Here is a 20,814-nt window from a genome sequence, read left to right as displayed (position 1 = left end):
GCCGCCGGGCCGGGGCGCCTCGCCTCCGGGACAGCCTGCCGCCGGTACGGACCACGTCCGGTACGGACCACGTCCGGGACGGATCACCTGGGACGGACCACGTCCGGGACGGATCAGCGGGGACGGATGATCATGTCCTGGTACGGACCCAGACCGCCAACTGGGGTCCGGGAGGTGAATCCGAGCTTGCCGAGGATCCGCTCGACGTGGTTCTCCGCGGTGCGTCGGGCGATCACGAGGCGAGCGGCGATCTGCTTGTTGGTGAGGCATTCCGCGACCAGGTCCGCGACCTGCCACTCACGGCGCGTGAGAGGGGCGCCCCGGCCGGCGGCGCGTTCCCCGGACACGGGCGCGGATTCGTCCAGCACACAGGCCAGTGCCTGGTCCACGGTGGCCTCGGCGCCGCTGCGGAAGGATCGCGCGAAATCGGCGGCGGACAGCGCCGCACGGACCGACTCCTCGAACCGGCGGTGCTCCTCGCGCATGAACGGCGCCGCACTGAGCGTCCCCACAGCAGATGCAGCACCCCCAGCAGACGCGCCGCCCGCCGTGGGTCGCCGGCGCTAGGAGGGCAGGAACATGATCAACCGGCTCGTTCGCGCGCTCCCTGCGAGGACGGTTCCGGACACCCCGCAGGAGTCCGGCTCCTGAGAGCGGCTCCGGCAGGGCGTCATGGTGCCCACCCGCACGAGAACCGGCACCCGCCGGATCGCGCCCTTCGCCGTGGCGGAGCACGGTGCCGAAAGAGCGGCCCGGCCGAGGCCGGGCACGGAAGTCGGCCGAGCCGGGTGCTGATCCGGGTGCCTAGAGCCAGCCCCGCCGTTTGAAGATCAGGTACAGACTCACGCAGACCACGCCCATCAGGCCGATCGCGAAGGGGTATCCGAACCCCCAGTGCAGCTCCGGCATGTCCCTGAAGTTCATCCCGTAGATCGTGCCGACCAGCGTCGGCGCGAACAGGATCGCCGCCCACGACGAGATCTTCTTGACCTCCTCGTTCTGCTCGAACCCCGCCTGGGCGAGCGCCCGCATCTCCGCGTTCTGCTGCTGGGTGACCAGGGTCGCGTTGACGGTGAGGATGTCGGTCAGGGCCTGGCGGAAGCCGTCGACGCGTTCGCTGATGTGGGTGACGTGGTCGGCGACGTCCCGCAGGTAGCGCTGGAGTTCCTCGTCGGTCTCGTACTTGGCGAATCCGGCCATCAGGCCGTGCAGCATGCCCACCAGGGGGCGGGTGGCGCGCTGGAACTCGACCATTTCGCGGGAGAGTTCGTAGATGCGGCGGGAGACCTCGGGGTCGCCGCGGAAGACCTCGGTCTCGATCTCGTCGACGTCGTTCTGGACGCCGGCGACGACGGGCGCGTAGCCGTCGACCACCGCGTCGAGGATCGCGTAGAGGACCGCCTCCGGGCCCAGCCTGAGCAGTTCGGGGGAGTCCTCCATGCGGCGGCGGACCGCGGACAGGTCCGGGGCCGCGCCGTGCCGGACGGTGATGACGAAGTCGGGGCCGACGAACACGTGGAGCTCGCCGAAGTCGACCTCCTCCGGTGCGTCGAGGTAGCGCGCGGCCCGCAGCACGACGAAGAGCGTGTCGCCGTAGCGCTCCAGCTTGGGCCGCTGGTGCGCCTCCATCGCGTCCTCGACCGCGAGCGGATGCAGGTCGAACTCCGCGGCCAGGGAGAGGAGTTCGGCCTCCGTGGGACGGGCCAGCCCGATCCACGCCATGCCGGCGGGCTGCTCGCGCAGCTCACGGTAGGTCTCGGCGAGGTCGGCGGGGACGGAGACACGGACGCCGTCGCGGTACAGGGCCGCCCGGACGATGCTCGCGGTCTCGGCCGGCTCCGGGGACCGGGGCGCGGGGGCGGGCTCGTCGGCCGGCTGCGGCGCGGCGAGGGCGCGCCGCCAGACCGGCTTGCGGCCGCCGCCCCGGCCGCCGCCGTTGCCCTTGCCGCCGTTCCGGCCGCCCACGGCGCTCGCGCCGTTGGCGCCGTTCGCGGCGGCAGGGGGACTCCCGGCCTGCGCGGCGGGGCCGGAGGTGTCGGCGGTCCCGGCATTCTGCGCGGCCGGGCGGACGGGGCGCTCGGACATCGGCTCCCTCTCGGTCGAGCCTGCGTACGGCGTGATCACGCAACGGGTACGAGCAGGATAACGGGGGCATACCCGGCGGGCGCCCGGAATCGGTGCAGGGTTCGGTGAGAGTTGCGGACGGGAGCTGTCCGCAAGCACCGCTAGCGTGCAGGCATGACGAAGAGCAGCACAGCCGCGGCTCCCCTCCTGGACACCCGCGCCCTGAACCGCGCCACCCTCGCCCGGCAGCTCCTGCTGCGCCGCTCCCCGCTGTGCGCCGAGGACGCCCTGGGCCACCTCCTCGGCCTGCAGGCCCAGAACGTCAAGCCCCCGTACTACGCCCTCGCCGCCCGCCTCGAAGACTTCGCCCCGGAGCATCTGTCCCGGCTCATGGCCGACCGCCGGGCCGTCCGGATCGTCACCCTGCGCTCCACCATCCACACCCACACCGCCGAGGACTGCCTGACCCTGCGGCCGCTCGTCCAGGGCGCCCGGGACCGGGAGCTGACGGCCTTCCGCAAGGGGCTGGCCGGTGTCGATCTCGACCGGCTGGCCGCGCTCGCCCGTGATCTGGTGGAGGCCGAGCCCCGGACCATGACCCAGCTGCGCGCGGCGCTGAGCACCGAGTGGCCGCACGCCGACCCGCAGTCCCTCGCCGTCGCCGCCCGCTGCAGGCTGCCCCTGGTGCAGGTCACCCCGCGCGGCCTGTGGAGCCGCAGCGGCCAGGTCGCGCTCACCACCGCCGAGCACTGGCTGGACCGTCCGGCCCGGCCCGCCCCCGCGCCCGACGCCGTGGTCCTGCGCTATCTCGCCGCGTTCGGACCCGCCTCCGTCAAGGACATGCAGACGTGGGCCGGCCTCACCCGCCTGAAGGACGTGTTCGAACGCCTCCGCCCCTGGCTCCTGGCCTTCCGGGACGCGAACGGGGTCGAACTGTTCGACCTGCCGGACGCTCCGCGGCCCGACCCCGGGACCCCGGCCCCGCCCCGTTTCCTCCCCGAGTTCGACAACCTCCTCCTCTCCCACGCGGACCGCACCCGCGTCGTACCGCCCGAGTACTGGGGCCGCAGCTGGACGGTCAACCAGGCCCACCGCACCCTGCTGGTCGACGGGTTCCTGGCCGGCCTGTGGAAGCCGGAGGGCGACACCCTCGTCATCGAGACCTTCGGGACGCTGACGAAGGCCCGGCGCGAGGACGTGCTGGCGGAAGGCGCCCGGATGATGGAGACGATGCACCCCGGGGCGTCGTACGACATCCGGTTCGGCACCGTCGCGGGGCGCTGAGCCGCCCGGGGGCCGGCGCGGTCCCCTTACAGTCGGGGCATGGAACTGCGGCAGCTCACCTACTTCGTCGCCGTCGCCGAGGAGTTGCACTTCGGGCGGGCGGCCGAACACCTGCACATCGTGCAGTCGGCGGTCAGCCAGCAGATACAGCGGCTGGAACGGGAGCTGGGCGCGGAGCTGTTCGACCGCTCGCCGCGCCGGGTGCGGCTGACGGGGGCGGGGGAGCGGCTGCTGCCCGAGGCGCGGGCGGTGCTGGCGGCGGCCGAGAAGGCGCGGGCGGCGGTGGCCGGGCCCGCAGGACTGCGCATCGGCACCAGCACGGGGCTCGGTGCCCATCTGGACCGGGTGCTCGCCGCGTTCGCCGAGCGGGCCCCGGACGTCCCCGTCGACCTGGTCTCGCTGCCGGTCTCCGAGCGGCTGGCCCAGGTCGCGGCGGGCCGGCTGGACGCCGCGTTCGTCCGGTCCGCGAAACCCCCGTCCGGCGTGCGGGTGCATCCCCTGTGGCCCGACCCGCTGGTGGCCGCCCTCCCTGCCACGCACCCCCTGGCCGGACGCCCGGACATCGGCCTGGCCGACCTCGCAGGGCTGCCCCTCGCCCTCACTCCGCGCCGCAACAACCCCGCTCTGGTGGACCTCGTCGTCGGTGCCTGTCACGCGGCCGGGTTCGAGCCGCTGCCCGGACCGGTCGGCGGCTCCCTCCAGGACACCCTGGCCACCATCGGCTCCCGCCCCCTGTGGACCGTCGTCTACGCCTCCCACGCGCGCGTGCTGCACACGCCCCGGGTGGCGTACGTGCCCTTCCGCGCCCCCGGGCTCGCCCTGTCCGCCGGCCTCGCGGTGTCCGCCTCCGCCCCCACTCCGTACCTGGAGAAACTACTGCTGGCCTGCGGCGATCACGAGAGCTGATCGCTGCGGTCGGGATCTGCCCCTTGGTCGCCGGACCGCCACGCGATGGACTGGTCCCGCAACCGACCACCAGCGATCACCACAGATCGCGGGAGACCAGGGAGTCAGTCGTGCCGATCGTCACCATCCAGCAGGGCCCTCGGGACACCGAGCTGAAGCGGGACCTCGTCAAGCGGGTCACCGACGCCTTCGTGGACGCGTACAGGATCCCGGCGGAGAGCGTCCAGGTGTGGATCCACGAGGTACCGGCGGACAGCTGGGGGGCGGCCGGGAAGCTCACGGCCGACAGGTAGTCCCCACGTCCCACAGGGGTGTGGCCTCCGCGTCCCATGGGGGTGGACATGGATAGGGAGGCGTTGCGGGCCGCTCGTGGTGGCTCGCAACGCCCCCCTGGCTGCTACCTGAGGGGTGCTCAGGTGTCCTTCTTCCGGGTTACGAGTTGACCTGCGCGGTCACCAGGTCCGAGAAGGCGGTCAGCCGGGTGTACACACCCGGGTAACCTGCCTCCGCGCACCCCTCGCCCCAGGAAGTGATCCCTGCCAGGACGCCCCCGATGAGCAGGGGACCGCCGCTGTCGCCCTGGCAGGTGTCTGTGCCGCCGGACGTGTATCCGGCGCAAACCATGTCGGACTGGACGAAGTCCGAACCGTAGGAGTTCTTGCAGCTGGAGTCGGCCACGATCGGGACGGTCGCGGTCCGCAGCTGGTTGGAGGAGCTGCCGTTCTCCGAGGTCGTGCCCCAGCCGAGGATGCGGGCCGTGGTGCCCGCCGCGTACACACCGGTCTGGGAGGAGGAGACGAACGACGCCGGGGTGTACGACATCGCCGTCGACAGGGTCAGCACCGCCACGTCGTCGCCGTTGGTGGCGTCGGTGTAGTCCGGGTTGATCCAGATCTTGCTGACCTTGCTGACCGTACCGTTGGTGCCGTTCAGATAGGTCCGCCCGCCGACCACGCGGACGCTGCCCGTCGACTCGCCCACCATGCAGTGCGCCGCGGTGACGACCTTCTTGGCGGCCACCAGGGTGCCGCCGCAGAACTGGTTACCGGACGCGTCGGTGATCTGCATCATGAAGGGGTAGGCCGTCGTGGTGGTGGTCGTACCGCCCACGATGGGCTGGGGCGCTGCGGTCGCCGTGGGGGAGGCGATCAGCGCGGTCGCCGCGGCGGCGGCGGTGGCCACCAGGGTCGCGGCGGTCTGTCTTGCACGTCTTGGCCCGAACATGAGTCTCCTCAGTGGGGGTTGCCGGTGGGGGGTCGCGCGGGTGGGTGGAGAGCATGGGGGCCGCGGGACCGACCCCCATGTGCCCGGGCGAGCGGCACGCCCTTTACGCTAGGACCCGGGACCCTTGGCTCCCAATGAGGGAACCCCCTAGGGGGTTGGGTGAGGGAAAACCCTCGGTCCGGCTCAGTTAACAAGAGCGCTGCTCAGCGCGCCCGTCGAGCCGCCGCCAATCGGACGATGTCCACGCGCGAGCGGATCCCCAGCTTGCGGTAGACCCGGGTCAGGGTCGCCTCCACCGTCTTGACGCTGATGAACAGGCGGGCGGCGATCTCCCGGTTGGTGGCGCCCTCCATGACCAGAGCGGCGACCTGACGCTCCATCGAGGCCAGCTGGGCGAGCGCGTCGAGGCCGTCCAGCGTGCCCGGCGCGGCCAGGTCCGCCGGCTCCGGCTCCGGCACGGTGAGGGCTTCGTCCACCTGGCGCAGCCAGGGCAGGGCCCGGCAGCGCCTGAACAGCCGGGTCGCCCCGTCGTACACCGTCGCCCTGCGCGGGCCGGTCTCCTGGCCCCGGGCGCGCAGCTGGGCCAGCGCGAACGCGGCCCGGGCCTCCTCCAGGCCGTAGCCGAGCTTGGCGAGCCGGTCCTGAGCGGACGTCAGCTGGCCGAGGGCGGCCTCCAGGTCGCCCTGTGCGGCACGCACCAGGGCCTGCGCCCGGTCGAGCACGGCCAGCACACTCTCCCGGCCCAGCCTGAGGGCGTGCTCGCGGCTGGCGTCGATGACGTCCTGTGCCTCGGCGGGTTCACCGATGCGGACCAGCGCCTCGGCGAGGTCGCCCTGCCAGCGGCCGCGGGCCGGGTCGGTGATGCCGAGGCCCAGTTCCAGGCGGCGCACCCGGCGCAGCGAGCGGACCGTGCCCGCCGGGTCGCCGGCCACCAACTGGGCGTATCCGAGTGCGCCCAGAGCCCGGGAGAGGTACATCTGGTCGCCGTCCTCCTCGGCGTGTTCCACCGCCTCCCGGGCGAGGGCCAGGGCCGCGTCCACGTCTCCGCCGGAGGCCTCGGCGAGCGAGGTGAGCATCGCCGAGGCGGTCTCGCCGATCCCGGAGTCGCGGGCGAGCCGGAGGCTGTCGCGGGCCAGTTCGAGGGCGCGGCCGCAGTGCCCGGCGCGCAGCTCCGTCTCGGCGAGGCCGCGCAGGAAGTGCACCTCGCTCTCCACCGAGCCGCGCCGGCGCACCTCACGCAGCAGCGCGGTGACCGTCGCCCTCGCCTCGACCAGCTGGTCGCCCATGACCAGCCAGCGGAACCGGGCGCTGCCCGCGCCGTTGTGATGGCACGCCACACTCGGGTCCTGGGGCTCTTTCAGGGCGCGCTTGATGGTGCGGGGCGCCTCCGCGTGGCCCATCAGGGTCTCGGTCTGCGCCTGCAGGGCGAGGGCGAGCAGTTCGGTGCGCCGGTCGGCGCCGCGCGCGGCCAGCTCGGCGGCGTGCGCGGCGGCCTCACGGGCCTCGGTGAAGTCGCCCTCCACGATCAGCGCCCGCCACGCCAGCTGGTAGTGGACGAGGGCCAGCAGCCGGGGATCGTCGCCGGCGTCGGCCAGGGCCTGCGGGAAGACGGCGTCGACCTCCGCCATGGTGTGGCCGGCGGTGTCGATGACGTGGATCCAGGCCCGCACCCGGTGCGCGGGCACGGTCGCCCGGGTCAGCACCTCGCGGGCGATGTCCCGGGCCAGGTCGACCTCGCCGGCGGTGATGGCGTCCTCGGCGGCCTGCAGACGGCGCTCCTCCGGTCCGGGCGCGCTGTCGGCGGGGGTGTGCCGGGCGGCGAGCAGCCCCAGCTGGGCGGCGACCGAGGGGGCGCCCCGGTCCCGGGCGAGGGCCGCGGCCCCGGCGAGCCGGGCGGCGACCTCGGGGTCGGTGCCGGTGGTGGCGAGGGCCAGGTGCCGGGCCCGCTCGATCGGGTCGGAGGCCGCGGTGGACAGCGCGGCGTGCGCGGCCCGCCGCTCCTGGGCGGGTGCCTCCGCGTACAGCGCGGCGGAGATGAGCGGGTGCGCGAAGCGCACGGCCGGCGCCTCGGTCTCCGTGGCCAGCAGCCCGAGTTCGGCGGCCTGGGCGCACTCGGCCTCGGCGTTCTCCCGGCCGGCCGCGTGCAGCAGCGCCGGGGTGGGGCGGGCGCCGGCGCTGGCCACCAGCAGGGTGCGGCGGGCCTCGACCGACAGCATGTCCAGGCGGCTGAGCACCAGGGCGCGCAGCGAGGTCGGCACCGGCAGCGGTTCGCCCGGCCGGGGCGGGGTGGGGCTGTCGGCCAGCGCACGGCCCAGCTCCAGCGCGAACAGCGGGTTGCCGCCGCTGGTGCGGTGGATCTCGCGGACCGTGGAGCGGGTGAGGCCGCCGTGTCCGCGGTGGTCGAGCAGCTGGGCCACCTGGGCGCGGGTGAGCGGTCCGAGCCGGACGGCGACGGTGTCCGGGGGACAGGCACGCAGGTGCCGGTCGTACTCCTGGCTCTCCTGGCCCTCCGTGCGCACCGCGCACAGGAGTTGCACCGGGGTGCCCTCCAGGCGGCGGGCGGCGAAGCCGAGCAGTTCGGCGCTGGCCGGATCCAGCCACTGCAGATCGTCGGCGACGATCAGGACCGGTCCCCGGGCGGCGAGCGCGCGCAGCGCGGAGAGCACCGCGAGGCGCAGCGCGAGGCCGTCGCGCAGCAGGCTGGGCTCGCCCCGGCCGGTGAGCGCCGACTCCAGGGCGGTGCGCTGGGCGAGCGGCAGCCCGGGGGTGACCTCGTCGAGCACCAGGCCGAGGAGGTCGGCGAGGGCCAGGAACGGAAGATGGGATTCGGACTCCGTGGCCGAGCAGCGCAACACGGTGCGCGCACTGGCGCCGTATTCCTCGGCCAATGCCCGCAGGACGGTGGATTTCCCTATTCCGGCGGGGCCGTGCAGCAGGGCGCTGCCACCCGCGGCGAGTCGGTCGCGCGCCGTCGCGAACAGCTCGTCGCGGCCGATGAGCAGGTCGGGGCGGCATCGGGCAGGCTCCTGGAAGTCCCGTCGCACGGTCACCGCTCCCCTCGTGTGTCGTGTCCGGGCCAAATTCTAGGCAACGATCCTTGAAATTCAGACGGAAGCCGTGGTGAGGGAAATAACAAACGGTCACGCATAGGGAAATTCAAAGCGGCGCCGCATGAATGGGTAGGTTTCCTTACGGCAGCAGTCCCGCCCGGCGTGCCGCCATCACCGCCTCCCCTCGTGTGTGCGTGCCCAGCTTGCGCATCGCCGAGCGCAGATAGCCCTTCACCGTCTCCGGGCGCAGGCCCAGCCGTTCGGCCACCGCCGCGTTGGTCGCACCCGCCGCCACCCAGGACAGCACGTCCAGCTCGCGCGGCGCCAGGCTCACGCCGTCGGCCGCCCGGGCCGTCGTCAGCATGCCGCAGGCGGCGAGCAGTTCGGCGCGCAGGTCCGCGTCGGCGATCCGGGTCGCCAGCGCGCGCAGTGCCGCGTGCGCCTCACGCACCTGCTCCCACGCGGCCCCCGGGACCTCACGGCCGCCGGCGTGCTCCGGCCGGGCGGCCGCCAGCAGTCCCCGGGCCTCGTCCCGCACCACCAGCGCCTGCTCCACGTCCCGCGCCGCGGCCACCGCCGCTCCCAGCGCGCGGTCGCCCAGCGGCTGGGCCGAGCGCAGCGCCCCGTAGAGCACCCCGCGCACCCGGCGCCGCACCACAACCGGCACCGCGAGCACCGAGCGGATGCCCTCGGCGGCCACCGGCGCGTCGTACTCGTGGGTGATCTGCCGGGAGCTGGAGTAGTCCGTCACCGCGCACGGCCGGGCCAGCGCGACCGCCCTGCCGCCCAGCCCGTTTCCCGCGGTCACCGCGAGCGAGCTGAGCGCGGCGGTGGTCGTGCCGCTCAGCTCGCTGATCCGGATCCGTGGCCTGCCCGACTCGACCAGACCGCCGAAGGCGACCGGAAGCCCCGTCGTGTGGCGCAGCCGGGCCAGCGCACCGCGTATCTCCACCGCCGCCACGGCCTCTGCTGCCACCTCATCGCTCCTTCGGCGCGGCTCCCATGCGTTCCCGACCCCCCGTACGTGTGGACCACACCCCCGTTCGGGGGTAGTGAGACCTGCATCACGGATTAGACGATGCCAGAGAGCCGCCCGGCAATGGTCCGGAACCCAGTAGGAGGACGTGGATGACGACGGCGACCGAGGAGTTCAGGAGTGCCCGGGACTTCCTGCTGGAGCACCGCGAGGACTACGCCACCGCCTACGCGGGCTTCGCCTGGCCGCGGCCCGAGCACTTCAACTGGGCGCTGGACTGGTTCGACGTGATCGCCGACGGCAACGACCGTACCGCGCTGCACATCGTCGAGGAGGACGGCAGCGAGACCCGCCTGTCCTTCGCCGAGATGGCCGAGCGCTCCGACCGGGTGGCGAACCATCTGCGGGCGCGGGGCGTCGGAGCCGAGGACCGCGTCCTCGTGATGCTCGGCAACCAGGCGGAGCTGTGGGAGACCGCGCTGGCCGCGATGAAGCTGCGCGCGGTCGTCATCCCGGCCACCCCGCTGCTCGGCCCCGCCGACCTGCGCGACCGGGTCGAGCGCGGCCGCGTCAAGCACGTGCTGGCCCGGGCCGAGGACGCCGCCAAGTTCGCGGACGTGCCCGGCACCTACACCCGTATCGCGGTCGGAGGGACGCCCGAGGAGGGCTGGGAGGCGTACGAGGACGCGTACACCGCCCCCGCCGCGTTCGTCCCGGACGGCCCCACGCTGGCCGACGACCCGCTGATGCTCTACTTCACCTCCGGTACGACCGCCCGCCCCAAGCTGGTCGAGCACACCCACACCTCGTACCCGATCGGCCATCTGGCCACCATGTACTGGATCGGCCTCCAACCCGGCGACGTGCACCTGAACATCTCCTCGCCCGGCTGGGCCAAGCACGCCTGGTCCAACCTCTTCGCCCCGTGGAACGCCGAGGCGACCGTCTTCATCCACAACTACACGCGCTTCGACGCACGCCGTCTCATGGCCGAGATGGACCGCTGCCGGGTCACCACCTTCTGCGCGCCGCCCACCGTGTGGCGCATGCTCATCCAGGCCGACCTGACCCAGCTGGCCACCCCGCCCCGCGAGGTCGTCGCCGCGGGCGAACCGCTCAACCCCGAGGTCATCGAGCAGGTCCGGCGGGCCTGGGACGTCACGATCCGGGACGGCTTCGGCCAGACCGAGACCGCCGTGCAGGTCTCCAACAGCCCCGGCCAGGTGCTGAAGACCGGCTCCATGGGCCGGCCCAGCCCGGGCTACCGCGTCGAACTCCTCGACCCGGTCTCCGGCGCCCCCGGAGCCGTCGAGGGCGAGATCGCCCTCGACCTGTCCGAGCGTCCGGCGGGCCTGATGACCGGCTACCACGGCGACCCCGACCGTACGGCCGAGGCGATGGCCGGCGGGTACTACCGCACCGGCGACATCGCCGCCCGCGACGAGGACGGCCATCTGACCTACGTCGGCCGCGCGGACGACGTCTTCAAGGCCTCCGACTACAAGATCAGCCCGTTCGAGCTGGAGAGCGCGCTGCTGGAGCACGAGGCCGTCGCCGAGGCGGCCGTCGTGCCCGCGCCCGACGAACTGCGCCTCGCGGTGCCGAAGGCGTACGTCGTCCTCGCCGGGGGCTGGGAGCCCGGGCCGGACACCGCGAAGGTGATCTTCGAGCACTCCCGCGAGGTGCTGGCCCCCTACAAGCGGATCCGCCGCCTGGAGTTCGGCACCCTGCCCAAGACCGTCTCCGGCAAGATCCGCCGGATCGAGCTGCGCGAGGCCACGGCCGCGGGCTCGGCCGACGAGTACCGCGAGGAGGACTTCCGGTGAGCGAGCTGTCGTACACGCACGGGACGAGCGGGACGGCCCTGCTCGGCGACACCATCGGTGCCAGCCTGGACCGGGCCGTCGCCGCCTGGCCGGACCGCGAGGCGCTCGTCGACGTGCCGTCGGGGCGGCGCTGGACGTACGCCCGGTTCGGCGCGGACGTCGAGGAGCTGGCGCAGGCCCTGGTCGCGAGCGGGGTCGCCAAGGGCGACCGGGTGGGGATCTGGGCCGTCAACTGCGCGGAGTGGGTCCTGGTCCAGTACGCCACCGCCCGCATCGGCGCGATCATGGTCAACATCAACCCGGCCTACCGCACCCACGAGGTCGAGTACGTCCTCAAGCAGGCCGGGATCTCCCTGCTCTTCGCCTCCCTCGCCCACCGCACGAGCGACTACCGGTCGATGGTCGAGCAGGTGCGGGGCAGGTGCCCCGAGCTGCGTGAGGTCGTCCACATCGGCGACCCGGGCTGGCAGGCGCTGCTGGAGCGCGGCACCGGTGACGCCCCCTACGCGCAGCTGTCCTGCGACGACCCCATCAACATCCAGTACACCTCGGGCACCACCGGCTTCCCGAAGGGCGCCACCCTCTCCCACCACAACATTCTCAACAACGGCTATTTCGTGGGCGAGATGGTCGCCTACAGCGAGCAGGACCGGATCTGCATCCCGGTGCCCTTCTACCACTGCTTCGGCATGGTGATGGGCAATCTCGCCGCGACCTCGCACGGCGCGTGCGTGGTCGTCCCGGCGCCGTCCTTCGACCCGGGGGCCACCCTGGAGGCGGTCCAGCAGGAGCGCTGCACCTCGCTGTACGGCGTCCCGACCATGTTCATCGCGGAGCTGAACCTCCCCGACTTCGCGGCGTACGACCTGTCCACCCTGCGCACCGGCATCATGGCGGGCTCGCCCTGCCCGGTGGAGGTGATGAAGCGGGTGGTCGCCGAGATGCACATGGAGGAGGTCTCCATCTGCTACGGCATGACCGAGACCTCCCCGGTCTCCCTGCAGACCCGCCGGGACGACGACCTGGAGCACCGCACGGGCACCGTCGGCCGGGTCCTGCCGCACCTGGAGGTCAAGGTCGTCGACCCGGCCACCGGGGTCACGCAGCCGCGCGGCACGGCGGGGGAGCTGTGCACCCGCGGCTACAGCGTGATGCTCGGCTACTGGAACGAGCCCGACAAGACCGCCGAGGCCGTCGATCCCGGCCGCTGGATGCACACCGGTGACCTCGCCGTGATGCGCGAGGACGGATACGTCGAGATCGTCGGCCGCATCAAGGACATGATCATCCGGGGCGGGGAGAACATCTACCCGCGTGAGATCGAGGAGTTCCTCTACGCCCACCCGGGCATCAGGGACGTCCAGGTCGTCGGGGTGCCGCACGAGAAGTACGGCGAGGAGGTCCTGGCCTGTGTCGTCCTGCGCGACCCCGCCCGGCCGGTGAGCCTGGAGGACCTGCAGGCCTACTGCCGGGACCGGCTCGCCCACTACAAGATCCCGAGCCGCCTCCAGCTCCTCGACTCCTTCCCGATGACGGTGTCCGGGAAGGTGCGCAAGGTGGAGCTGCGGGAGAAGTACGGCAGCTGAGAGGCCGGGCCGCGCCCGGCCGGGGGATCAGGTCGCGCCCGACTCGGACAGCTCCCGCCCCGGCCGGTTCACCGGGGTCGGGGTGCCCGTGAGGTCGAGGACGAACAGCGGGACGCTCAGCGTGTCCGCCTGGGCGCGGGCCTGCTCGGCATACCCCGACAGGGAGAAGTAGGCACACTCGGCCGACTCCGTCATGGCCGTCAGCCACAGGCACTCCACGTCCCGTGGGGAGGCCGGGCGCACGGCAGGGTCCACCTGGGCGACCAGGCCGTGCGCGGCCAGCCCGATCCCGGACACGGGCCGCTGGTCGGCGCGGCGGATGTCCCGGTAGCCGAGCCAGCGCAGATAGAGCGCGGCGGTGGTGACGGCGTCCCGGGCGGTGCGGATGGTGAGCGGCTGGAAGGGGGCGCGGCGGGCAGGAGCCGTCCCCGCGTCCGCCTCCGGCGCGGGCGCGGTGGTGTCGCCGACCGGGATGCGCAGGACCGTGCCGCACGGGCAGCCCAGCTCCGGGTGAGGCCACTGGTTGCTGCGGCCGCAGGCGGCGCAGCGCACGGTGACCCACTCCTCGTCCCAGGCACGGTGCGCGAGCACCACCGGCCCGGACGTCCGGTCCAGCCCCGCGGGGCCGCGGGGCTGCCGCAGGCACAGGGATACGGCGGCGCGGTGTAGACGTGCTCGCGCCGACAGGCCGGACAGCGCACCGGCACGCTCTCGGGCATGGCCACTCCAAGGCGTCGCGTCGGATCCGTCACCTCGGGACGGTCGCACAGGACAGCGCACCACATCGTCCTCCTGTCCCACCCCGCTTGTCCGCCGCTTGCCGCTGTCTTGCCGTCTCTTGACGTCCTGCCCTCTCTTGACGACGCCCGCCCACCCCCCTACATTGCTTCCAGATAGTAGAAGTTAGATTCCGTATTACGGAATTTGCAGATTCTGGAGACTGTGCTCACCGCGGGGCGCGACGGGAGTACGCATCCGACAGCCGAAGCAGGAGTACTCGATGGCTCGTATGACCGCTGCCCGCGCGGCAGTTGAGATCCTCAAGCGCGAGGGCGTCACCGACGCCTTCGGTGTGCCGGGCGCGGCGATCAACCCCTTCTACAAGGCGCTGAAGGAGGGCGGCGGGATCAGCCACACGCTCGCCCGCCACGTCGAGGGCGCCTCGCACATGGCCGAGGGCTACACCCGCACCCACCCCGGCAACATCGGCGTCTGCATCGGCACCTCCGGCCCGGCCGGCACCGACATGATCACCGGCCTGTACTCGGCCATCGGCGACTCGATCCCGATCCTGTGCATCACGGGCCAGGCGCCCACCCACGTGATCCACAAGGAGGACTTCCAGGCCGTCGACATCGCCTCGATCGCCAAGCCGGTCACCAAAATGGCGGTCACCGTCCTGGAGGCCGCGCAGGTCCCCGGCGTCTTCCAGCAGGCCTTCCACCTGATGCGCTCCGGCCGTCCCGGCCCGGTCCTGATCGACCTGCCGATCGACGTCCAGCTCACCGAGATCGAGTTCGACCCGGAGACCTACGAGCCGCTCCCGGTCTACAAGCCGGCCGCGACCCGCGCCCAGATCGAGAAGGCGATCTCCTTCCTCCTGGCGTCCGAGCGCCCGGTCATCGTCGCCGGCGGCGGCGTCATCGGCGCCGACGCCTCGGACCTGCTGGTCGAGTTCGCCGAGCTGACCCAGACGCCCGTCGTCCCGACCCTGATGGGCTGGGGCACCCTGCCCGACGACCACGAGCTGAACGCCGGCATGGTCGGCGTCCAGACCTCGCACCGCTACGGCAACGCGAACTTCCTGGAGTCCGACTTCGTCCTCGGCATCGGCAACCGCTGGGCCAATCGCCACACCGGCTACAAGCTCGACGTCTACCGCGGCGACCGCAAGTTCGTCCACGTCGACATCGAGCCCACCCAGATCGGCAAGATCTTCCCGCCGGACTACGGCGTCGTCTCCGACGCGAAGGCGGCGCTGGAGCTGTTCGTCGAGGTCGCCAAGGAGCTGAAGGCCGACGGCAGGCTGCCCGACCGGGCCGACTGGGTCGCCTCCACCCAGGAGCGCAGGGCCACCCTGCTGCGCCGTACGCACTTCGACGACGTGCCGATGAAGCCGCAGCGCGTGTACGAGGAGATGAACAAGGCCTTCGGTCCCGACACCCGGTACGTCACCACGATCGGCCTCTCCCAGATCGCCGGCGCGCAGATGCTGCACGTCTACAAGCCGCGCCACTGGATCAACTGCGGCCAGGCCGGGCCGCTCGGCTGGACCATCCCGGCCGCGATCGGCGTCGCCAAGGCCGACCCGGACGCCCCGGTCGTCGCCCTCTCCGGCGACTACGACTTCCAGTTCATGATCGAGGAGCTGGCGGTCGCCGCGCAGCACCGGATCCCCTACGTCCACGTCCTGGTGAACAACGCCTACCTGGGCCTGATCCGGCAGGCGCAGATCGGCCTGGACATCAACTTCCAGGTCAACCTGGAGTTCGAGAACATCAACGCGCCGGAGCTCGGCGTCTACGGCGTCGACCACGTCAAGGTCGCCGAGGGCCTGGGCTGCAAGGCGATCCGGGTCACCGAGCCGGAGCAGCTGGGCGCGGCCTTCGAGCAGGCCAAGAAGCTCGCGGCCGAGTACCGGGTGCCGGTGGTCGTCGAGGCGATCCTGGAGCGGATCACCAACATCTCGATGAGCCGGACGATGGACATCAGCGACATCTCCGAGTTCGAGGACCTGGCCACCGAGCCCGGTCACGCGCCGACGTCGGTCAAGCCGCTGAAGGTCTGATCCGGCGGCAGTGCACGAGGGGCGGCCCGTCCCGTGGGGGGACGGGCCGCCCCTCACGCATGCGTTCGGGTGGGTGGTGCCCGTGCTCAGACCACCCCGCAGGTGAAACCCCCGTCGCTGCCGCCGCCGGCCCAGGACTGGCGCAGACCGCGTTCCGTGGTGCCGCCGCGGCCCGTCAGGCCCGCCTCGCGGGTGAAGCGGGGGACCAGCAGGGTCAGGGCCCTGTCGCCGTGCAGGGCCACCAGGAGCAGCTTGTCCCCGTCGGACAGGCCCGCGGGGGCGGTGGGCAGGGGATTGCGGGCGCGCAGCCGCTTCAGGGCCCGGCGGCCGGCGCGGGTGCGGCCCGGCAGGACGGAGCGCAGCAGGCCCGCCGCGACCAGATCCTCGCGCAGCGCGCCGAGCGCCGCGCGCACGCCGTGCCGGTCCAGCAGCTGCCCCATACCGGCAGGCCGGTACAGGCTCGCGCGGACCGCCTTCGTGAGGGCCGGCAGGGGCACACCGGGCGCCGGACCCGAGGTCCGCAGGGTGCCCGCCCGTCCGGCCCGGACCGCGCCGCGCAGATGCAGGTCCAGCACCGCCACCGTCACGGCGGCCCGGTTCCCCGCGCGCAGCAGCGCCAGCGCGTGCGCTTCCGTCGGGATTCTCGTCGTACCAGCCATCGCACACCCCCCCCGGGCGGGGCCCGTCGCCCCCGTGCCGACGGGCCCCGTGTGCCGGTAATGTGCCCCGTTCCGGGGGCGGTCGGATCCCCCCGGGCGGTGTTTCAGAGGTTGATTTGAGGGTTGCGCAGGCCGGCTACGGCCGCTGACGTACGCGGCGCCGTCAGATGTCGTGCTCCGACAGGCCCGGCCAGTCGTCCGGGCCGCCGCCCTGCCATTCGATCAGATCGCTCTCCTCGACCTCGATCCGGTCCAGGTCGGCCAGCCGCAGGATCTCGACGACATCGTCCAGGTGGGAGGCGAGACCCAGGGTGATCTCTCCCTCGGTGACCCGGCGGGAGCCGTCCAGGGCCGGGGCGTGGACCACGATGTGCGGGTACTGCGTCGGATTGCCCATGGCTTCAGCGTCCTGCGGACGGGGCGCACGCGCACGCCGGGGCCCTACCGGGACAGCACGAAGCGCCCTCCCCGGCAGGGGGGCGCTTCGGTGTCGTGTGCTGGCCGTCCGACGGCGCGAGGCTGGGCGCGACAGGACATTCGCGCCGCCGGACGGGGTCGGCGACCTCTCTGAAAGAGGTGTGGCTGGGGACCGCGGCGGATGCGACGGAGCCGGGAGCCCTTTCCCTCTGGTCGAGAAGGGACCCGGATCCTTCACCACCGCACTGGCTCGCATGCCGCCGCGGTCCTCGCCCTGCCCGCCGTACCGAGTGGTCACCCCTCATCCGGACCGCTCGGTTGCGGGTCGTTCGCGTCCGGGCCCGACCTCCCCGTCGGAGCCCGGACGCCGTCCGTGGCTCAGTCCTCGCGCAGGGCGCGGACCGCCGCCTCCACGCGCTTGCCGTAGTCCGGGTCGGCGGCGTGGAAGTGGGCCAGGTTCTTCTCGATCACGTCGTCGCGGGAGACCTGCGAGAGGCCGCCGGCGATGTTCGCGACCAGACGCTGCTTCTCCTCCTCGGACATCAGCCGGTACAGCTCGCCCGCCTGGTAGAAGTCGTCGTCCTTGGTGTGCAGCGGGGCCTCGTGGGTGCCGGTGTGCCCGGAGACGGCCAGCGGGGCCGACAGCGGGCGGCCGGTCTCCACCGGGCCGTCGTACGAGTTCGGCTCGTAGTTCTTGGCGTGACGGCCCTGGGAGTTGGCCGCCATGAAGCCGTCGCGGCCGTAGTTCTGCGCGGCCGTCGCCCTCGGGGCGTTGACGGCCAGTTGGGTGTGGTTGACGCCGAGCCGGTAGCGGTGGGCGTCCGCGTAGGCGAACAGGCGGCCCTGGAGCATCTTGTCGGGGGAGGGGCCGATGCCCGGAACGAAGTTGTTCGGGGAGAACGCGGCCTGCTCGACCTCGGCGAAGACGTTGTCCGGGTTGCGGTCCAGCACCAGGCGGCCGACCCGCTGCAGCGGGTAGTCCTTGTGCGGCCACACCTTGGTCAGGTCGAACGGGTTGAAGCGGTAGTCGGCCGCCTCGGCCGCCGGCATGATCTGGACGTACAGGGTCCAGGACGGGTGCACACCGCGCTCGATGGCCTGCAGCAGGTCCGTCTGGTGGGAGTTGGGGTCGTTGCCCACGGTCTGAGCGGCCTGTTCGCCGCTCAGGGAGCGGATGCCCTGGTTCGTCTTGAAGTGGTACTTGACGAAGAAGGCCTCGCCCTGGTCGTTGGTCCACTGGTAGGTGTGCGAGCCGTAGCCGTTCATGTGGCGGTACGACGCCGGGATGCCGCGGTCGCCCATCAGCCAGGTCACCTGGTGCGTGGCCTCGGGGGCGTGCGCCCAGAAGTCCCAGACGTTGTCCGGCTCCTGCTTGCCGGTGAACGGGTCCCGCTTCTGCGAGTGGATGAAGTCGGGGAACTTGATCGGGTCCTTGATGAAGAACACCGGGGTGTTGTTGCCGACGAGGTCGTAGTTGCCCTCTTCGGTGTAGAACTTCACCGCGAAGCCGCGCGGGTCGCGCACCGCGTCCGCGCCGCCGAGGGAGTCGGCGACCGTGGAGAAGCGCAGGAACACCTCGGTGCGCTTGCCGATGGTGCTCAGGAAGTCGGCGTGCGTGTAGCCGGTGACGTCGTCCGTCACCTCGAAGTGGCCGTACGCACCGGAGCCGCGGGCGTGCACCACGCGCTCCGGGATCCGCTCACGGTTGAACCGGGCGAGCTTCTCCAGGAGATGCTGGTCCTGGAGCAGGAGCGGGCCGCCTGCACCGGCGGAGGCGGAGTTCTGGTTGTCGGCGACCGGTGCGCCGGCCTCTGTCGTGAGCACGCGCTTCGACATCGTGGACCTTCCGTGCGAGGGGGCAGCGGGAATCTGCGGAATGTTCGGTGTCTTCGGAAACAGACTTCCGCTTCATGGAGCTTCCGCTGGCGTGAGCCTAGGTTTGGGTGGACAGGGCGTCAACAGTTTGTTGAATCTGATTCCGGGCGGCGCCGACGCCTGGGCGCGACAGGACAGTTGTCAGCGCCGACGCCGCCCGGAAGTCTCGGGGTGCGTCAGACCTGGGCGCCGGAGAGGCGCTCCACGGCCCGCAGCAGCGCGGAGTGGTCCAGGCCGCCGTCGCCCTGGGCGCGCAGCGAGGTGACCAGCTGGGCGACGACCGCGCCGACCGGCAGCGCGGCGCCGACGTTGCGGGCGGCGTCGGTGACGATGCCCATGTCCTTGTGGTGCAGGTCGATGCGGAAGCCCGGCTTGAAGTCGCGGTTGAGGAAGTTGTCCTTCTTGCGGGTCAGCACGGTCGAGCCCGCGAGGCCGCCGTTGAGGACGTCCAGCGCGGCCGTCAGGTCCACGCCCGACTTCTCCAGGAAGACCACGGCCTCGGCGCAGGCCTGGATGTTCACGGCGACGATCAGCTGGTTGGCCGCCTTCACGGTCTGGCCCGAGCCGTGCGGGCCGCACAGCACGATGGTCCTGCCGAGCGCCTCGAAGAGGGGCTTGGCGATGTCGAAGTCGGCCTGCTCGCCGCCGACCATGATCGACAGCACGGCCTCGACGGCACCGGCCTCACCGCCGGAGACGGGGGCGTCCAGGACCCGGATGCCCTTGTCCTTGGCGGCCGCCGCCAGGTCGACGGAGGTCTGCGGGGTGATCGAGGACATGTCGATCAGCAGCGCGCCGGAGCGGGCGTTCTCCAGGATGCCGTCGGGGCCGTAGGAGATGGCCTCGACGTGCGGGGACGCGGGAACCATGGTGATCACCACGTCGGCGTCGCGCACGGCCTCGGCGATCGAGCCGGCCACGCTGCCGCCGGCGGCGGCCAGCCGGTCCAGCTTGTCCTGCTCCAGCGTGTAGCCGGTGACGTCGTAACCCGCCTTGATCAGGTTCTCGGACATGGGGGAGCCCATGATGCCGAGGCCGATCCAGGCGATCTTGGGGAGGGTGTTGCTCATGGGGTGCCTCTCTGACTGCGGCAAATACGTCTGCTGTGGGGCGGGCGTCGGCGAAGATCCAGCCCGTCCGGCGTGGGAGGACGCGGCCGAAGGGCCGATACGGGGGGCTGGGGGCGGAGCTTTGGGGCGGGGGCGCCGCCTCAGCGGGCGGCGCGTGCTGCGGCCGGCAGCCAGCCGAACGCCTCGGCACTCGGTGAAGCCCCGGGCTTGTACTCCAGGCCGACCCAGCCGTCGTAACCGGCCTTCTTCAGCTGGTCGAGGAGCTGCTCCAGCGGGAGCGAACCCGTCCCGGGGGCGCCGCGGCCCGGGTTGTCGGCGATCTGGACGTGGCCGGTCTTCGCCGTGTACTGCTCGATCACCGACGGCAGGTCCTCGCCGTTCATGGACAGGTGGTACAGGTCCATCAGGAACTTCGCGTTCCCGAGGCCGGTCGCCGCGTTGACCTTGTCCACGACCTCGATCGCGGCCGGCGCCGACACCAGCGGGTACAGCGGGGACTCGGGCCGGTTCAGCGCCTCGATCAGCAGGGTCGCGCCGATCCGGTCCGCGGCCCGGGCCGCGAGCACGAGGTTCTCCAGGGCGAGCGCGTCCTGCTCGGCCGGGTCCGTGCCCTCGACGCGGTTGCCGTAGAGCGCGTTGAGCGCCTTGCAGCCCAGCGAGGCGGCGAAGCCGGCGGCCACGTCGATGTTGGCGCGGAACCTCTCCGACTCCTCGCCCGGCACCGACAGGGCGCCGCGGTCCGGGCCCGGCAGCTGTCCGGCGTAGAAGTTCAGTCCCGTGAGCTGGACGCCCGCGTCCTCGATCGCCCTTTTCAGGGCGTCGAGCTCGGACTGCTCGGGGGTGGGCGAGTCGACCCAGGGCCACCACAGCTCGACCGCGGTGAAGCCCGCCGCGGCGGCGGCCGCGGGACGCTCCAGGAGCGGGAGTTCCGTGAAGAGGATCGACAGGTTGACGTTGAAGCGCTGCTCTGCGAATCCCATGGGGGTCGGCGCTCCCTTCCGTGTAGTGATTCCGTATTACGGAAGTTCGTTTCTGCTTAATGGAAGATTGCCGTCGTGTGTCGCCGCTTGTCAAGGGGGGTCGGCCGCC

General features: G+C 72.2%; 16 protein-coding genes and 1 pseudogene. 6 read left to right on the top strand and 11 right to left on the bottom strand.

The features are described from left to right. Positions 1 to 113: 113 nt before the first annotated feature. Positions 114 to 512 (bottom strand): LuxR C-terminal-related transcriptional regulator, encoded by a 399-nt coding sequence (locus ACFZCP_RS09700; RefSeq protein ID WP_391425663.1) that lies wholly within the window; start codon positions 510 to 512, stop codon positions 114 to 116. A gap of 292 nt (positions 513 to 804) precedes the next feature. Then, positions 805 to 2,085, bottom strand: a complete 1,281-nt coding sequence (locus tag ACFZCP_RS09695; RefSeq protein WP_362685020.1) for a magnesium and cobalt transport protein CorA — start codon at positions 2,083 to 2,085, stop codon at positions 805 to 807. Positions 2,086 to 2,238: 153 nt separating this feature from the next. On the opposite strand from ACFZCP_RS09695, the gene ACFZCP_RS09690 reads away from it, so the two are divergent. The 3 genes from ACFZCP_RS09690 to dmpI all read left to right on the top strand — a co-directional run bounded on the left by ACFZCP_RS09690 (position 2,239) and on the right by dmpI (position 4,547). Then, complete coding sequence (locus tag ACFZCP_RS09690) at positions 2,239 to 3,348, top strand: DNA glycosylase AlkZ-like family protein (protein WP_391425661.1); 1,110 nt, start codon at positions 2,239 to 2,241, stop codon at positions 3,346 to 3,348. Between the two features lie 39 nt (positions 3,349 to 3,387). After that, positions 3,388 to 4,254, top strand: a complete 867-nt coding sequence (locus ACFZCP_RS09685; RefSeq protein WP_391425659.1) for a LysR substrate-binding domain-containing protein — start codon at positions 3,388 to 3,390, stop codon at positions 4,252 to 4,254. Positions 4,255 to 4,364: 110 nt separating this feature from the next. After that, the gene (gene dmpI / locus ACFZCP_RS09680) at positions 4,365 to 4,547 is read left to right on the top strand and encodes a 4-oxalocrotonate tautomerase DmpI (RefSeq protein ID WP_391425657.1); all 183 of its coding nucleotides are present in this window, start codon (positions 4,365 to 4,367) and stop codon (positions 4,545 to 4,547) included. Positions 4,548 to 4,686: 139 nt separating this feature from the next. Here dmpI and ACFZCP_RS09675 read toward each other — a convergent pair whose 3' ends face one another. From ACFZCP_RS09675 to ACFZCP_RS09665, 3 genes are all read right to left on the bottom strand, one after another. Beyond that, entirely contained in the window at positions 4,687 to 5,478 is a 792-nt protein-coding gene (locus ACFZCP_RS09675) for a serine protease (protein WP_362685037.1), read from the bottom strand. Positions 5,479 to 5,681: 203 nt separating this feature from the next. Beyond that, a complete protein-coding gene (locus ACFZCP_RS09670; protein ID WP_391425655.1) occupies positions 5,682 to 8,528 on the bottom strand; it encodes an AAA family ATPase in 2,847 nt (948 codons plus the stop codon). A gap of 139 nt (positions 8,529 to 8,667) precedes the next feature. Next, positions 8,668 to 9,504: a LuxR C-terminal-related transcriptional regulator gene (locus ACFZCP_RS09665; RefSeq protein WP_391425653.1), complete on the bottom strand. Its 837-nt coding sequence runs from the start codon at positions 9,502 to 9,504 to the stop codon at positions 8,668 to 8,670. A gap of 152 nt (positions 9,505 to 9,656) precedes the next feature. Here ACFZCP_RS09665 and ACFZCP_RS09660 point away from each other — a divergent pair, with 152 nt between their 5' ends. Then, positions 9,657 to 11,330, top strand: a complete 1,674-nt coding sequence (locus ACFZCP_RS09660; protein ID WP_391425651.1) for an AMP-binding protein — start codon at positions 9,657 to 9,659, stop codon at positions 11,328 to 11,330. Then, positions 11,327 to 12,916 (top strand): AMP-binding protein, encoded by a 1,590-nt coding sequence (locus ACFZCP_RS09655; RefSeq protein ID WP_391425649.1) that lies wholly within the window; start codon positions 11,327 to 11,329, stop codon positions 12,914 to 12,916. The genes ACFZCP_RS09660 and ACFZCP_RS09655 overlap by 4 nt, the downstream gene beginning before the upstream one ends. A 27-nt stretch (positions 12,917 to 12,943) precedes the next feature. Here the strand turns inward: ACFZCP_RS09655 and ACFZCP_RS09650 are convergent. Further along, positions 12,944 to 13,635, bottom strand: a pseudogene (locus ACFZCP_RS09650) (hypothetical protein). 281 nt (positions 13,636 to 13,916) lie between these two features. Between ACFZCP_RS09650 and gcl the strand changes: the two are divergent. Beyond that, positions 13,917 to 15,704, top strand: a complete 1,788-nt coding sequence (gene gcl / locus ACFZCP_RS09645; protein WP_391425647.1) for a glyoxylate carboligase — start codon at positions 13,917 to 13,919, stop codon at positions 15,702 to 15,704. 86 nt (positions 15,705 to 15,790) lie between these two features. Here the strand turns inward: gcl and ACFZCP_RS09640 are convergent, their stop codons facing one another. The 5 genes from ACFZCP_RS09640 to ACFZCP_RS09620 all read right to left on the bottom strand — a co-directional run bounded on the left by ACFZCP_RS09640 (position 15,791) and on the right by ACFZCP_RS09620 (position 20,705). Continuing rightward, the gene (locus tag ACFZCP_RS09640) at positions 15,791 to 16,363 is read right to left on the bottom strand and encodes a TIGR04222 domain-containing membrane protein (RefSeq protein WP_391425645.1); all 573 of its coding nucleotides are present in this window, start codon (positions 16,361 to 16,363) and stop codon (positions 15,791 to 15,793) included. A 163-nt stretch (positions 16,364 to 16,526) separates the two neighbouring features. After that, a complete protein-coding gene (locus ACFZCP_RS09635; protein WP_362685061.1) occupies positions 16,527 to 16,760 on the bottom strand; it encodes a hypothetical protein in 234 nt (77 codons plus the stop codon). Positions 16,761 to 17,158: 398 nt separating this feature from the next. Next, complete coding sequence (locus ACFZCP_RS09630) at positions 17,159 to 18,616, bottom strand: catalase (RefSeq protein WP_391425643.1); 1,458 nt, start codon at positions 18,614 to 18,616, stop codon at positions 17,159 to 17,161. 215 nt (positions 18,617 to 18,831) lie between these two features. Next, positions 18,832 to 19,725 (bottom strand): 2-hydroxy-3-oxopropionate reductase, encoded by an 894-nt coding sequence (locus tag ACFZCP_RS09625; RefSeq protein WP_391425640.1) that lies wholly within the window; start codon positions 19,723 to 19,725, stop codon positions 18,832 to 18,834. Positions 19,726 to 19,865: 140 nt separating this feature from the next. After that, entirely contained in the window at positions 19,866 to 20,705 is an 840-nt protein-coding gene (locus ACFZCP_RS09620; RefSeq protein ID WP_391425639.1) for a TIM barrel protein, read from the bottom strand. Positions 20,706 to 20,814 lie beyond the last annotated feature (109 nt).

It is taken from the genome of Streptomyces sp. NPDC007971, assembly GCF_042958635.1.
Taxonomy (GTDB): Bacteria; Actinomycetota; Actinomycetes; order Streptomycetales; family Streptomycetaceae; genus Streptomyces.
The sequence above is the reverse complement of the archived record's forward strand: the minus strand, read 5'-3'. Positions and strand labels throughout refer to the sequence as shown.

What these genes read in the sequence shown, in the direction of transcription:
- ACFZCP_RS09695 (WP_362685020.1), bottom strand. Translation starts at nt 2,085, where the DNA reads ATGTCCGAGCGCCCCGTCCGCCCGGCCGCGCAGAATGCCGGGACCGCC.
- ACFZCP_RS09690 (WP_391425661.1), top strand. Translation starts at nt 2,239, where the DNA reads ATGACGAAGAGCAGCACAGCCGCGGCTCCCCTCCTGGACACCCGCGCC.
- ACFZCP_RS09685 (WP_391425659.1), top strand. Translation starts at nt 3,388, where the DNA reads ATGGAACTGCGGCAGCTCACCTACTTCGTCGCCGTCGCCGAGGAGTTG.
- ACFZCP_RS09675 (WP_362685037.1), bottom strand. Translation starts at nt 5,478, where the DNA reads ATGTTCGGGCCAAGACGTGCAAGACAGACCGCCGCGACCCTGGTGGCC.
- ACFZCP_RS09660 (WP_391425651.1), top strand. Translation starts at nt 9,657, where the DNA reads ATGACGACGGCGACCGAGGAGTTCAGGAGTGCCCGGGACTTCCTGCTG.
- gcl (WP_391425647.1), top strand. Translation starts at nt 13,917, where the DNA reads ATGGCTCGTATGACCGCTGCCCGCGCGGCAGTTGAGATCCTCAAGCGC.
- ACFZCP_RS09640 (WP_391425645.1), bottom strand. Translation starts at nt 16,363, where the DNA reads ATGGCTGGTACGACGAGAATCCCGACGGAAGCGCACGCGCTGGCGCTG.
- ACFZCP_RS09635 (WP_362685061.1), bottom strand. Translation starts at nt 16,760, where the DNA reads ATGGGCAATCCGACGCAGTACCCGCACATCGTGGTCCACGCCCCGGCC.
- ACFZCP_RS09630 (WP_391425643.1), bottom strand. Translation starts at nt 18,616, where the DNA reads ATGTCGAAGCGCGTGCTCACGACAGAGGCCGGCGCACCGGTCGCCGAC.
- ACFZCP_RS09625 (WP_391425640.1), bottom strand. Translation starts at nt 19,725, where the DNA reads ATGAGCAACACCCTCCCCAAGATCGCCTGGATCGGCCTCGGCATCATG.
- ACFZCP_RS09620 (WP_391425639.1), bottom strand. Translation starts at nt 20,705, where the DNA reads ATGGGATTCGCAGAGCAGCGCTTCAACGTCAACCTGTCGATCCTCTTC.